13 protein-coding genes are annotated in these 12,673 nt (G+C 67.0%); 7 read left to right on the top strand and 6 right to left on the bottom strand.

Features of this window, described 5'->3' with window-relative positions; genetic code table 11:
- The first annotated feature begins 162 nt into the window (after window positions 1-162).
- Both KXD98_RS09955 and KXD98_RS09950 read left to right on the top strand, forming a co-directional pair.
- Window positions 163-849: a fasciclin domain-containing protein gene (locus KXD98_RS09955; protein WP_260765100.1), complete on the top strand. Its 687-nt coding sequence runs from the start codon at window positions 163-165 to the stop codon at window positions 847-849.
- Between the two features lie 191 nt (window positions 850-1,040).
- Window positions 1,041-1,622, top strand: a complete 582-nt coding sequence (locus KXD98_RS09950; RefSeq protein WP_260763838.1) for a fasciclin domain-containing protein — start codon at window positions 1,041-1,043, stop codon at window positions 1,620-1,622.
- A 96-nt stretch (window positions 1,623-1,718) separates the two neighbouring features.
- Here the strand turns inward: KXD98_RS09950 and KXD98_RS09945 are convergent, their stop codons facing one another.
- Window positions 1,719-2,600, bottom strand: a complete 882-nt coding sequence (locus KXD98_RS09945) for a TIGR03619 family F420-dependent LLM class oxidoreductase (RefSeq protein ID WP_260763837.1) — start codon at window positions 2,598-2,600, stop codon at window positions 1,719-1,721.
- A gap of 68 nt (window positions 2,601-2,668) precedes the next feature.
- On the opposite strand from KXD98_RS09945, the gene KXD98_RS09940 reads away from it, so the two are divergent.
- Entirely contained in the window at window positions 2,669-4,015 is a 1,347-nt protein-coding gene (locus KXD98_RS09940; protein ID WP_260763835.1) for a deoxyribodipyrimidine photo-lyase, read from the top strand.
- Between the two features lie 12 nt (window positions 4,016-4,027).
- Here KXD98_RS09940 and KXD98_RS09935 read toward each other — a convergent pair whose 3' ends face one another.
- Window positions 4,028-4,876 (bottom strand): mycofactocin-coupled SDR family oxidoreductase, encoded by an 849-nt coding sequence (locus KXD98_RS09935; RefSeq protein ID WP_260763828.1) that lies wholly within the window; start codon window positions 4,874-4,876, stop codon window positions 4,028-4,030.
- 100 nt (window positions 4,877-4,976) lie between these two features.
- Here KXD98_RS09935 and KXD98_RS09930 point away from each other — a divergent pair, with 100 nt between their 5' ends.
- Window positions 4,977-5,231, top strand: a complete 255-nt coding sequence (locus tag KXD98_RS09930) for a DUF2631 domain-containing protein (protein ID WP_260763826.1) — start codon at window positions 4,977-4,979, stop codon at window positions 5,229-5,231.
- Window positions 5,232-5,250: 19 nt separating this feature from the next.
- Here the strand turns inward: KXD98_RS09930 and KXD98_RS09925 are convergent, their stop codons facing one another.
- Together KXD98_RS09925 and KXD98_RS09920 are read right to left on the bottom strand one after the other, a co-directional pair.
- Window positions 5,251-5,856 (bottom strand): hypothetical protein, encoded by a 606-nt coding sequence (locus tag KXD98_RS09925; RefSeq protein WP_260763824.1) that lies wholly within the window; start codon window positions 5,854-5,856, stop codon window positions 5,251-5,253.
- 154 nt (window positions 5,857-6,010) lie between these two features.
- On the bottom strand, window positions 6,011-7,441 hold the full coding sequence (locus KXD98_RS09920) for a wax ester/triacylglycerol synthase family O-acyltransferase (RefSeq protein ID WP_260763822.1): 1,431 nt from the start codon (window positions 7,439-7,441) through the stop codon (window positions 6,011-6,013).
- Window positions 7,442-7,653: 212 nt separating this feature from the next.
- Between KXD98_RS09920 and KXD98_RS09915 the strand changes: the two genes are divergently transcribed.
- Window positions 7,654-8,343 (top strand): DUF427 domain-containing protein, encoded by a 690-nt coding sequence (locus KXD98_RS09915; protein WP_260763820.1) that lies wholly within the window; start codon window positions 7,654-7,656, stop codon window positions 8,341-8,343.
- Between the two features lie 43 nt (window positions 8,344-8,386).
- Complete coding sequence (locus KXD98_RS09910; RefSeq protein ID WP_260763817.1) at window positions 8,387-9,448, top strand: NADP-dependent oxidoreductase; 1,062 nt, start codon at window positions 8,387-8,389, stop codon at window positions 9,446-9,448.
- A 13-nt stretch (window positions 9,449-9,461) separates the two neighbouring features.
- On the opposite strand, the gene KXD98_RS09905 is transcribed toward KXD98_RS09910, so the two are convergent.
- Complete coding sequence (locus tag KXD98_RS09905; RefSeq protein WP_260763815.1) at window positions 9,462-10,382, bottom strand: LLM class F420-dependent oxidoreductase; 921 nt, start codon at window positions 10,380-10,382, stop codon at window positions 9,462-9,464.
- Between the two features lie 104 nt (window positions 10,383-10,486).
- Between KXD98_RS09905 and KXD98_RS09900 the strand changes: the two genes are divergently transcribed.
- Window positions 10,487-11,419: an LLM class flavin-dependent oxidoreductase gene (locus KXD98_RS09900; protein ID WP_260763813.1), complete on the top strand. Its 933-nt coding sequence runs from the start codon at window positions 10,487-10,489 to the stop codon at window positions 11,417-11,419.
- On the opposite strand, the gene KXD98_RS09895 is transcribed toward KXD98_RS09900, so the two are convergent.
- Window positions 11,403-12,563: an acyl-CoA dehydrogenase family protein gene (locus KXD98_RS09895; RefSeq protein WP_260763811.1), complete on the bottom strand. Its 1,161-nt coding sequence runs from the start codon at window positions 12,561-12,563 to the stop codon at window positions 11,403-11,405. The genes KXD98_RS09900 and KXD98_RS09895 overlap by 17 nt on opposite strands.
- Window positions 12,564-12,673 lie beyond the last annotated feature (110 nt).

Raw genomic sequence — 12,673 nt, 5'->3', positions numbered from 1 at the left:
GACCGGATCACCGCACTGCCGCGGACCCGGCGTGACCGGCGGCCAAATATGACGTAAATGTGACGTACTCGGTGCTGTGCCATCCAACGAGTCCGCAGCGGGGAATCACGAGTGTCACCACAGGGCGGGCGACGGAGCCTGTCCGCGAAGGGATGGAAAGTGATGATCACAGTTCACCGGAAGACGGTCGCGGCGGCAAGCCTGGCGGCCATGGCCATGTTCGGCGTCGCTGCCTGCGGTAACGACAGCTCTCCGGAGGCGACCGAAGACACCGCCACCACGCCGGCGATGGCTGACCCGACCACCACCGCCCCCGCCACGACGCCGGAGGGCACCATGGCCGATCCGGCCGCCAACCTGGTCGGCACCGGATGCGCCGCCTACGCCGAGCAGGTGCCCGAGGGGCCCGGGTCGGTGGCCGGAATGGCCGCGGACCCGGTGACCGTTGCCGCGTCGAACAACCCGATGCTCACGACACTGACCTCGGCGCTCTCCGGCCAGCTGAATCCCGACGTCAACCTCGTCGACACGCTCAACAGCGACGAATTCACCGTCTTCGCGCCCACCGACGACGCGTTCGCCAAGCTCGATGCCGCCACGCTGGATCAGCTCGGTACCGACGCCGACCTGCTGACCGGCATCCTCACCTATCACGTGGTGCCCGGCCAGGCCGCGCCCGATCAGGTGCCCGGTGAGCACACCACGGTGCAGGGCGAGGCCGTGAACGTCACCGGCGAGGGTGATGACCTGATGGTCAACGATGCCGGCCTGGTGTGCGGTGGTGTGCAGACCGCCAATGCCACGGTATACATGATCGACACGGTCTTGATGCCGCCCCCGGCCAACTGACCGAGACCTGAGAAGTCGCGAGATCCCCCGCCACGGCCCCGTGGCGGGGGATCTTGTGCGTCTGCACCCAGCCGAAAAGTTCAGTCCGGCAAACCCATCCGTGTGAGGACCGGCTCCGAATGAGAAATGTAGGACGACAACGACATGCGGCCGCCGCCGGCGGCGCACTGCGGCGAAAGGAATTCGAGGATATGATTGTCAACGGAAAAGCTTTGGCGGGAGCGGGATTTGCGGCTGCGGCGGCGATCAGCCTCGCGTTGGGAACCACCGCCACAGCCGGCGCCGCACCGGTCGGACCCGGCTGCGCCGGCTACGTTGAGCAGGTCCCGGACGGCCCCGGCTCGGTGCAGGGAATGGCAGACTCACCACTGACCGTTGCGGCATCGAACAATCCGCTGCTGACCACGCTCACCCAAGCGGTATCAGGGCAACTCAACCCTGAGGTGAACCTCGTCGATACGCTCAACGGCGCTGAGTTCACCGTCTTCGCACCCACCGACGACGCGTTCGCCAAACTGGATCCGGCCACCATCGAGCAGCTGAAGACCGACGCACCCCTGTTGACCAATATCCTGACCTACCACGTGGTTCCGGGTCAGGCCGACCCGGCCGCGGTGGTCGGCACGCACACCACGGTGCAGGGTGCCGACGTGACGGTCACCGGCCACGGCGAGGAATTGATGGTCAACGACGCCTCGGTGGTGTGCGGCGGCGTTCAGACGGCCAACGCGACGGTGTATCTGATCGACTCGGTTCTGCTTCCGCCGGCCTGACGATCGCGGCACAGTCGTGCCCAGGGCGTCAGGCAGACCAGCCCCTGACGCCCTGGGCTCCCTGCTGACACCAATATCGTTGCCGCCGAGCTACTTTCATTCTCTCACCTTGGCGATCACAGTCTCGGCGAACCGCTCGATCGGGCCGCGGAATCGCTCGACACCACCGCTCGGGTCAGCGTGTGATTCGGCGGTCATCCATGGCGCACACATCACCGCGGTGATTCCGGCGTCGCGGGCCCGCTGATACAGATCCGCGCTGGGCGGTTCCATCAGCGCGAGCAGAATGTCGAACGGCTCGCCAGAGCGCCCGCATTCGCGCCGAAGTTCACCCAGCCGTCGGACATAACCCATGGCTTCATCCCACCGGTAGGCGTAACCGACCCAGCCATCGCACATCCCCGCGGCCCGGCGCAGCGCGGCCTCGGACTCACCGCCGGCCAGAATCGGCACCGCAGAAGGCGGGTGTGGTTCGAGCATCAACTCCGGAACCTGATAGTGCTCGCCCTGCCAGGACACCCAACCTCCGCGCCACAGCGACCGCAGCGCCGGGATCATCTCGTCGAGCCGCTTGCCCCGGGTGGTGAAGTCCTGCCCCATCAGCGCATACTCCTCGCGCATCCACCCCACTCCGACGGCCAGTGAGACCCGCCCGCCGGAGAGCACCGCGGCGGTGGCGACCTGTTTGGCGACCTCGAGCAGCGGGCGGGCCGGCGCGATGTAGACGGCGTTGGAGAACCGCAGCCGGGTCGTGACCGCTGCCATGGCACCGGTGAGCACCCACGCATCGGGCCATGGTGTCTCCGGAGGCCACGGCGGGGTTCCGCTGTCGGAGTCGGGGTAGGTGGACTGCAGACGACGGGGATAGATCATGTGGTCTGAGGTCACCATGCCGTCGTAGCCGGCTTCGTCGAGCATCCGGGCGACCGCGACGGCCTCGGTTGTCTTCATGAAAGCTGTTCCTGACCAGAATTGCACCCCACCCGTCCTCTCGGTTGCCCCGCTTACTGGTTTCTTTATCGGACTTTGCGGGCAGCATCAATGCCATGCCCACCGTGTTGTGGTTCCGCCGCGATCTCCGGCTTTGCGACCACCCTGCGCTGCTGGCCGCCACCGAGGACGACGGTGAAGTGCTTGCCTGCTTCGTGCTCGATCCACGACTCACCGCAGCAGCAGGTTTGCGACGGTTGCAGTACCTCTACGACGCGCTGACGCAGTTGCGGACCGATCTGGGCGGTCGGTTGCTGATCGTCGAGGGCGACCCGCGCACCGCCATCCCCCGGGTGGCCGCTGCGATTGGGGCGTCCGCGGTACACGTCTCACAGGAGTTCACCCCGTTTGCGGCGCGTCGCGACGAGCAGGTGCGCGCGGCCTTGGGCAGCGTCGAGTGGGTGGCCACCGGATCCCCGTATCTGGTGTCGCCGGGCCGGGTCCGCAAAGGTGACGGCACCGCGTTCAAGGTCTTCACCCCGTTCTTCGCAGCCTGGCGGGAGCACGGTTGGCGTGAACCCGCGCAATCGTCGGCGGGCTCGGCCGAGTGGATCGATCCGGCGCAGGTCGACGGAGTGCACAACCTCACCGCCCTGCCTGAGACCGGCGTCGACCTCGACGTGCCGGCCGGAGAGTCCGCGGCCCGCCGGTCGTGGAAGCAGTTCGTGCGCGACGGCCTGTCGTCCTACGGTGACCGGCGAAACCGACTCGACGTGGCCGGCACCAGCCGGATGTCGGCGCACTTGAAGTTCGGCACCATCCATCCCCGCACACTGGCCGCCGACATCGATTCCGGCCAGGGGCCGCAGGCCTACCTGCGGGAACTGGCATTCCGCGACTTCTATGCGTCGGTGCTGCACGAATGGCCGGACAGTGCGTGGTGGAACTGGAATACCGCCTTCGACACCATCGAGGTCGACGACGGCAGCGACGCCCGGCACGCGTTCGACGCCTGGAAGACCGGCCGGACCGGCTTCCCGGTCGTCGACGCCGGCATGCGTCAGCTGGCAGCGACCGGCTTCCTGCCCAACCGGGTGCGGATGATCGCAGCGTCGTTCCTGGTCAAAGATCTGCACCTGCCGTGGCAGTGGGGCGCCCGCTGGTTCCTGGAGCAGCTCGTCGACGCCGACATGGCCAACAACCAGCACGGCTGGCAGTGGGTGGCCGGAAGCGGAACCGACGCCGCGCCGTATTTCCGGGTCTTCAACCCGAACCTGCAGGGCGCCAAGTTCGATCCCACCGGCAACTACGTCCGGCGCTGGGTCGAGGAGCTCGCCGGACTGCCCGACGGCGTCGACGTCCACCAGCTCGGCAAGAACAGGCCGGCCACCTACCCCGAACCGATGGTCGACCACAAAACCGAGCGCGCTGAGGCACTGCGCCGCTACAACGCGACGCGCTGAGCTGTTTCGGCGCTACTTCAGCGTCAGGCCGGCGTCCACCGGCAGCGCCACACCGGTGATGTAGCGCCCGGCCGGACTGCACAGATAGACCATGGTGTCGCTGACGTCGCCGGGCTCCATCATCGGCAGGCTCAGCAGCGGCCGTTGTGACTCTCCGAACGACGGATGCTCGCCCACCCAATCGGCGAGCGCTTCGTTGAGGACCATGGGGGTGGCAACACCGCCGGGGTGCACCGAGTTGACACGGATGTTCTTCTCGGCCAGTGAGCGGGCGAAGTGCCGCATGAGTCCGACGACGCCGTGCTTGGCAGCGGTGTAGCCGGCGGCGCCGTGGTTCATGGTGGCGAATTCGGTACTGACCGTCTTGAACCCGGCAGCCGAGCTGGTGATCACCACCGCACCGCCCTCGGGATTGCTCAGCATCGCCGGCAACGCGGCATCGATGGTGAAATACACGCCGTTGAGCATCACAGCCACCGCGTCGGTGTAGGCGGTGATGTCGTGTGCCTGCGGGCCGGCTGCGGGCAAGATCCCGGCGTTGGCGAGCACGAAGTCCAGTCGGCCGAACTCCTCGGTGCCGCGGGCAACCAACGCGGCCAGCCGGTCGCGGTCGCGGACGTCGGCGGGCTCGGCAATGATGCGCCGCCCGGTGGACTCCACCAGCCGGACCGTCTCCTGCAGGTCCTCGCGGGTGGCCATCGGGTAGGCCACGCTGTCGATCTGCTCGCACAGGTCCACCGCGATGACGTCGGCGCCCTCCTGGGCGAACCTGACCGCATGGGCCCGGCCCTGTCCGCGCGCGGCACCGGTGATGAAGACCACCTTGCCGGCCAGAGCACCGGTCCGTTTGTGTCCTGACACCCGGGTCAGCCTAACCCCGGACCGGCGACACTACGGCGGCCCGTAGTAGAGCTGTGCCAGAATGACCGCAAGACATGCCGCCCGATTGTGAGGAGCAGCTGTGGCAAGCACCGAGGTGGAACGACGTACCGGCGTTGACGTCGAGGAGGTGCCGTCCGCGGAGTGGGGCTGGTCGTCGGAGAACCCGCGGTTCATCCAGATCGGCGGCTTGCTGGGCGGTGCGTTCCTGCTGCTGATGATCCACGGCAACCACGTCGGCCGCGTCGAGGACTGGTTCATGGTCGGCTTCGCCGCCTTGGTGTTCGCCATCACCGCACGCCACTGGTGGGTGCATCGCCACCCGGATCGCCATTGATCCTCGCGACTGCAAGGGTTTACTCGCCGGCCGAGATCGGCACCAGATCGGCGCCGTCTGGCGCGTACCACAACGCTGCGCTGAGGAAGTTCTCGACCGCCGGCACCTGCGCGTCCTGACCCGAGGTCAGCAACGCGTGCTGCTTGAACGCCCGCGCTGCGGCACTGAGCCGATGCCGCACCGCGGTGAACCGACGGTTTTTCGCCCATGATTCGGCCGCGCCCCAGACTGTGATCTCGGTCTGGGCGCGATCGAGCGCCCGCTTCACCTCGTACCGGATATCGGGGTCGGCGTCGAGCACCGCCGCGTCGACGGCCCACGCTGCGGCCGACCGACCGCGCAGCGCGTCCACCTCGGGCTCGGCCGTCACGACGTCGACACCCATGATCTGCAACGGGCGCACGTCCTGGCCGACTGGCACCACGACGGTGACCCGCCAGCCGGCGCGGACCCGATCGCACAGCCAACCTGCCGCGAAGCTGACCACGCTCGGGACGTCGGCGGCGAGCACGGTGAGGTCATAGGTCAGGTGCGGTTCGGCCTGCGTCGCGGCCATGCGGTCTCGATCGGACCGGGCGCCCTTGCTCTGGCGCCCCTCATGCACCTCGAACGTGCCAGCACTCACCGTCGGCCTCCTTCACGCGCGCACAGCGCGACCCGCGCCACACCCCTCCAGCGTGACACTTTTTCAACCGACTGTAAAGCATCAATACTGACTTGCAGCACGCCCCACGGTCCGCGGCGTCACCAATGTGGCACGCCGGCAACAGGTTCCGCGATCATGAAGCCGGCGCCAGCGGCAGTGCGGTCTCGACGGGTGTCAAGTCGTCGGGCAGGCCGGCGGCCCGCCGAATCTCGCCGAAGGAGTTGAGCATCGCGTCGGTGGCCTCGTGCGGGTCGCGCAGTGTCTGATCGTCGGTGAGCACCGAGATCGACAACTGGTCGACGTAGCTCCACACCGTGATGTTCATCCCGCTGCCCGCGACGACCGGCCCCACCGAATAGATCTCGTCGATCGTCGCGCCCTCGAACACCCCGCGTTGCCGGGGTCCCGGGACATTGGAGATGGTCAGGTTCATCACCCTCGCGGTGTCCAACTTTCGCGCCTGACTGCGGAAGACACTCGGAGTCAGCGTCGGCGGCAGATACGTCAACCACGACGGGAGTAACTCGGGTCCGAGCAGCTGATGGTTCTCCTTGGCGATCTTCGTCGCGGTGGCGGTCAGCCGGACCCGCTCCAACGGGTCGCCGAGGTGGACCGGCAATGACGGCGTCATGTAGGTGAATTCGTTTCCGGTCAACCGATCCGGTGACGGGTCGACGCTGACCGGGACACCGGCGATCAGCGGCGCATCGGCCCTCTTGTCGTAGCGCAGCTGCAGTTCGCGCAGTGCACCGGCGGCCGTGGCGAGCACGATGTCGTTGAGCGTGACCTGCAGCTGGCGTGCCGTCTGCTTGACGTCGGCCAGCGCCAACGGCGCGGTCGCAAAGCGGCGCCCGGGCGTGACGACGTGGTTGATGAACGACGGCGGCGGGGCGAAGTTGCGGGCCAGCTCCGGATGGCGACCGCGGGCACGGGACTGCTGACGGACCCGCGAGATCCCGGTGATCGTTTCGTTCATCAGGCGCGGGAGGCGACGGACCTGCCGCCAGTGGTCGCGACCGGCGTCCCAGAGCAGATGTGCGGTCTCCCGGGACTCCCCTGAACCCGCCGGTAACTCGCCGCACACCATGGGCTCGCCGCCCTGAATCACCATCGCGAGCTGGTTGGCCGAGGCAACACCGTCGGCGAGCACGTGATGAACTTTATGGATCACGGCGATCTTGTTGTCCGCCAAACCTTCTGCGACATACATCTCCCACAGCGGACGCTTGCGGTCCAGCGGCGTACCGGCGATCTCTCCGATCAACCGGTCGAGCTCACGCCGCCCTCCCGGCGCCGGGACACGGGCGCGGCGAATATGGTAATCGGCGTCGATCTCGGCGTTCTGCACCCACATCGGGTGGTGGACCTTGCCCGGGATGTCGATGAGCTGATAACGCAGCGGCGCCAACGCATGCAACCGCGGCAGTGCCGCCTTGCGGAACAACTCGAAGTCGAAGCCACCGCTTCCGGAGACGTCGAGGACGCCGATCTTGAGAGTGTGCATATGCACCTCGGGAGTCTCGCTGTAGAGCATCATGGCGTCCACCCCGTTGAGACGTTTCACCACCGCCACCCCCGTTCCGTCCGACGTAGGCCGGGTACCCATTCGTCACACGATTGTCCCGCACGCCACCGCGGTGCAGTCGGCTATCGTGCCGCCGTGACAGTTTCGGTACTCGGTGTCAACCGCGGTTTGTAGACTCGGTGCTCCGAATCACGGAGAGGCCCCACGGCGATGACGCTCTGCCCGAGACCGGTCGAGTACCGGAGCATTCGATGAGCCTGGTGGTGGGTTACGGCCCGCTCAGCAGCGAGCGGGCCGGGGTGTTGGTGCCGCCGGTCAGCGGAGATCTGGTCTACGTCGAGCCTCACCCTCGACGCATCGAGGCCTTCCGCGGTGAGCACCGCGTGCTGCACACCGAACGAGCGCTGTTGGTCCACCGCCGCGGTGACGTGCTGCGGTACGCGTTTCCGGTCGACGAGGTCGGCGACCTTCCGGCCCAGCCGGTGCCGGAGGCACCCGGGTATGTCACGGTGCCGTGGGAGGCGGCCGACCAGTGGCGGGAAGAGGGGCGAGAACTGGTGCACTATCCCCCGAACCCGTACCACCGCGTCGACTGCCGACCGACGTCGCGGCGGCTACACGTGACGGTCGCGGGAACCACGCTGGTCGACACCACCGACACCGTGATCCTGTTCGAGACCGCGCTGTTGCCCCGGCTCTACGTCGCGCGCTCGCAGGTGCGCACCGACCTGTTGGCACCGTCGTCGACGCGCAGCTACTGCAACTACAAGGGATACGCCACGTACTTTCACGCGGTCGTCGGCGATCATGTCGTCGACGACGTCGCGTGGAGTTATGAGGACCCGTTGCCGGAAAGCCAGGCGATCGCATCGTTGATGAGCTTCGACGAGACGCGCGTCGCCCTGCAAGCCGAGCTACCGCGCCCACCGGCGCAGTCCTGAAGAACCGGTCCCCGACGAACCTTCGTTCGGTAACTTCGGCCGGGTGTCGACGCTGACGAACCGCCAGATCCTATTGCGCCGCCGCCCCCACGGCCTGGTCGGACCCGGGGACACCGAACTGGTCACAGCCTGCGCGCCCGAACTTGCCGACGGCGAAGCACTGGTACGCACCACCTACGTGGGCATCGATGCGGCTGTCCGGACGTGGCTCGACGACCAGCCCGGTTACCTGCCGCCGGTCGGCCTCGGCGAGGTGATCCGCGCCGCCGGAATCGGACAGGTGGTGCAATCGCGCTGTCCCGCTTACGCCGTCGGCGACATCGTCACCACACTGACCGGATTCCAGGAGTACACCACCGTCCGCGACGACATCTTCACCACCCCGGTGCACGGGACACCCGAGCAGGTCGACCAGCGTGCGGTGATGTCGATCTACGGACCGACCGGGGCCACCGCATACTTCGGGATGACCGGCATCGGCCGCCCCCGGCCCGGCGAGACCGTCGTGGTGTCGGCGGCGGCCGGCGCCACGGGGTCGGTGGCCGGCCAGATCGCCAAGATCGCCGGCGCCCGGGTGGTCGGCATCGCCGGTGGCGCGCGCAAGTGCCGCGCCGTGGTGGAGGATTTCGGGTTCGACGCCTGTGTCGACTACCGCAATGACGACCTGCCCGCCGCATTGAAGCAGCACTGTCCACGCGGAGTCGACGTGTACTTCGACAACGTCGGCGGACCGATCCTCGACGCCGTGCTCGGGCGACTGGCGCACAAAGCCCGCGTGGTGCTCTGCGGGGTGATCTCCAGCTACCTGACCGGCGAGCACCCTGGGCCGTCGAACTATGTGAACCTACTGTCCAAGACGGCGCTGATGCAGGGTTTCAACGCGCTCGACGAATGGGGACGCTTCGACGAGGCATTCGCCGACCTGAGGCGCTGGCACGACGAGGGCTTGCTGGTGCACCGCGAGCATGTCTTTGACGGCATCGAATCCTGCGTGGACGCGCTCAACGGGCTGTTCACCGGGGTGAACATCGGCAAGACGCTGGTCAAACTCGCTGAGGTGCAAACTGTCTCGCAGCTTTCCGGGCAGTCAGCACGTCCTCGGTGATCCGCCACGGCGGTCACTGCATGGCGATGACCGTGGTCCCGAATTGCTCGATCGCGTCCAGCGCGTGCGCCAGGCTGTCGCCGGGGATCCCGACCTGAACCCAGGTCACGCCGAGGTCCGCCAACTGTTTCACCCCGGCCAGGAACGCATCGGCGTCGAAGTCCTCGGCACCCGGATTACCGCCGGCGTCGTTGGTGATGGCGATGTCGATCTCGTGCGGGTCGCGGCCTGCATCCTCGAGGCGGCGGCGCAAGTCGTCGATGTGACGAGTGAGTTGGTCGTTGGAGTCCAGCGCTGCGGTGCGGGCGGTCTGCGCGAGCACCGCCGGAGCCCGGAACGGACACCACCCCTGGCCGTAGCGGGCCACCCGGGCGCGGGCCGCGGCCGTGTTGCCGCCGATCCAGATCGGCGGGTGCGGTCGGGTGACGGGTCGAGGATGGGCCGTGATACCGGAGGCGGTGAAGTGCCTGCCCTCGACGGTGAGGTCGTCGGTGGTCCAGACGTCGCGGATCACCCGCAGGGACTCTTCGAACAGTTCGGCGCGCTGCTCGAAATCGACGCCCAAAGCCTGGAACTCACGCTTGAGATAGCCGACGCCGACGGCGAGTGTGAAGCGGCCGTCGGACATCAGGTCCAACGTTGCGCCGGCCTTGGCGACGACAAACGGGTTGCGGTAGGGCAGCACGACGATGTTAGGAACCAGCCGGATCGTACTGGTGTGGGCGGCCGCGAACCCCATCGCCACGAAAGGGTCCAAGGCGTCATGGCCACCGGCCTGCAACCAGCGCTGGGTGGGCGCCGGGTGGTCGGTGAAACCGAACCCGGCAAATCCGGCCCGCTCGGCGGCGGCTGCGACCGTGGCGATACCGGTGCCGGTGACAAGTTCCGGGTTGTACGGGTGGGTGTGCATCGGATGGGTGATGGTGAATTTCATTGCTCAATGCTCCTCGCACCCGGTCCAGAATCTTCTTCTTCATTTACGAGAATGTCGTTACCATGCAGGCGGCGTAAAGTACAGCACCCACCGAGCGGAGAAACGTGAAGCGACCAGAAATCGGCGTGTATGTCCCGCAGATGGGTTTTTCTTTCGACGACGTCGCACACCGCGCGCAACGATGCGAGGACCTCGGCATCGATTCACTATGGCTCTACGACCACCTCTACGGGCCCGGCATGCCCGAGATCCCGTCGTTGGAGGCGTGGACGTTGGCCACCGCGCTACTGAGCCGTACCCGCCGCCTGCGTGTCGGACACATGGTGTTGTGCAACCAGTTCCGCCATCCCGTCGCCCTTGCGAAGATGGCCACCACACTGGACCAGATCAGCGGCGGACGGCTCACGCTGGGCCTGGGCAGCGGATCGATCGAAGACGAGCACCGACGGGCAGGTCTACCCTGGGGGACGTTCGCCGAACGCTCGACACTGCTGGGCGAGACATTGCAGATCCTGCACCAGGCCTTCGAGGACGAGCGCATCGACTTCCGCGGAGCGCACTTCACCGTCGCCGACATGCCCATCAAACCCGGTCCGGTGCAGCGTCCGCGTCCGCCGATCGTCATCGGCGGCGTCGGCGAGAAGTACACCTTGCCGCTGGTGGCCCGCTATGCCGATGTCTGGAACGTGCCGACCTACGCGCTCGGTGTCATCGATCAGAAGATCTCCGCGCTGCAGGCCGCCTGCGGACAGATCGGCCGCGACCCGGCCACCATCGTGCTGTCGATCGAGGCGGTGATGGCACTGGCGCCCGACGACGCATCGCTGCCCCAGGTCCGCAGCCTCGCCGAAAAGCGGTTCGGAGGACCGGGATTCGGCCTGCACGACACCGAGCTGATCGGCACGCCAGACCAGATCGTCGAGCGACTGGCCGGGCTGGTCGAGATGGGTTTTCGGCAGTTGGTGCTGTTCACCCATGACCGGGCCTCCGACCAGACGCTGGAGTTGCTGGCCGGTGAGGTCATCCCGCACCTGTAGGTTTCGGCGCCGCGTAGACCGGCCGGCCCAGGCCCAAGACGTGCTGGGCGATCATGTTGCGGAACACTTCCAGTGTGCCGCCGTAGATGCCAGTGGGCCCGGCCAGGCGGAACAGATACTCGGCGCGCAGCTCGTCGGGCACCGCCGCCGAAGCCCCGCCGATATCCATCAGATCACCGGTGATGTCGCGCAGTGTCTGGGCGATCGCCACCCGCCCGAACATCTCCGCACTGCTGAGCGCGACTTCGAGGCGGGCAATGCCGCGCCCCAGCCGATAACTCACCGCCCCGTCGGCGAGGCGCCCGTCGGCCGAAACCTCTGCCGCGATCCGATCGACCTCCTCGGCCAGCAACAACGCATGTTCGGTCATGGTCGCCAGCTTCTGCAGACCGCTGTCGTCACGCTCGACCGTGCCGTGCTCGACGCTCAGCGCTTCGCGCAGCACTGACCAGCCGCCGTTGACCGGACCGATCCGGTAGCGATCCTCGACACGGACATCGCTGTAGTAGGTGATGTTGGTGCGGTCACCGTCGACGGTACGCAGCGGCTGGATCTGCACCCCGGCGGCGTCCAACGGCACCAGGAACATGGTCAGGCTCTGGTGCTTGGGCGCCTGCGGATCGGTGTTGGTGATCAGGAAGACGAAGTGGGCGTTGTGCGCATTGGAGGTGAACATCTTCGCGCCGTTGATGATCCAGCCCGAACCATCTCGCACGGCCCGCGTCCTGCAGGTCGCCACATCCGATCCACCGTCGGGTTCGGTGTAGCCCAGACACAGCCGGTGGTGCCCGGACAGCACCGGGGGCAGGATCTCGTTCTTGAGGTCCTCGGAGCCGAAGCGGTCCACCGCACCGGCCACCATCGCGGTGGTACCCCAGTGAAACCAGGGCGTGTGCGCACGGCCGACTTCGAGTTCGAAGATCCGGCGCTGGACGGCGGTGAATCCACCGTCAGCCTCGGCGCGGAAATCCCGCTCCAGATACCCCGCGGCGCCCAGCGCGAGATGGACCTCTTCGACGAAGTTCTCTCCGCTCTCGCGGTCGCGGGCGATCACATCGGCGGTGACCACCGACGCCAGGAACGCGCGCAGCTCTCGACGAAAGATCCGATCCTGTTCAGTGAGCTCGACTGTCGCGAAATCCATCGTCGCGTCACACTCCTCCGGGTACCGGCGACATCTCCCGAAGCGTGACACTGCGATGCCATTTTGTAAAGTGTATGGACGGACCGCAGTGGCGGACCCTGGCGAACGGA

The sequence above is a fragment of the Mycobacterium sp. SMC-4 genome (genome assembly GCF_025263265.1).
Taxonomy (GTDB): domain Bacteria; phylum Actinomycetota; class Actinomycetes; order Mycobacteriales; family Mycobacteriaceae; genus Mycobacterium.
Note: the sequence above shows the minus strand (reverse complement) of the source record. Positions and strands in the feature narration are given on the sequence as shown.

What these genes read in the sequence shown, in the direction of transcription:
- KXD98_RS09905 (WP_260763815.1), bottom strand. Translation starts at nt 10,382, where the DNA reads ATGAAATTCACCATCACCCATCCGATGCACACCCACCCGTACAACCCG.
- KXD98_RS09955 (WP_260765100.1), top strand. Translation starts at nt 163, where the DNA reads ATGATCACAGTTCACCGGAAGACGGTCGCGGCGGCAAGCCTGGCGGCC.
- KXD98_RS09950 (WP_260763838.1), top strand. Translation starts at nt 1,041, where the DNA reads ATGATTGTCAACGGAAAAGCTTTGGCGGGAGCGGGATTTGCGGCTGCG.
- KXD98_RS09895 (WP_260763811.1), bottom strand. Translation starts at nt 12,563, where the DNA reads ATGGATTTCGCGACAGTCGAGCTCACTGAACAGGATCGGATCTTTCGT.
- KXD98_RS09940 (WP_260763835.1), top strand. Translation starts at nt 2,669, where the DNA reads ATGCCCACCGTGTTGTGGTTCCGCCGCGATCTCCGGCTTTGCGACCAC.
- KXD98_RS09915 (WP_260763820.1), top strand. Translation starts at nt 7,654, where the DNA reads ATGAGCCTGGTGGTGGGTTACGGCCCGCTCAGCAGCGAGCGGGCCGGG.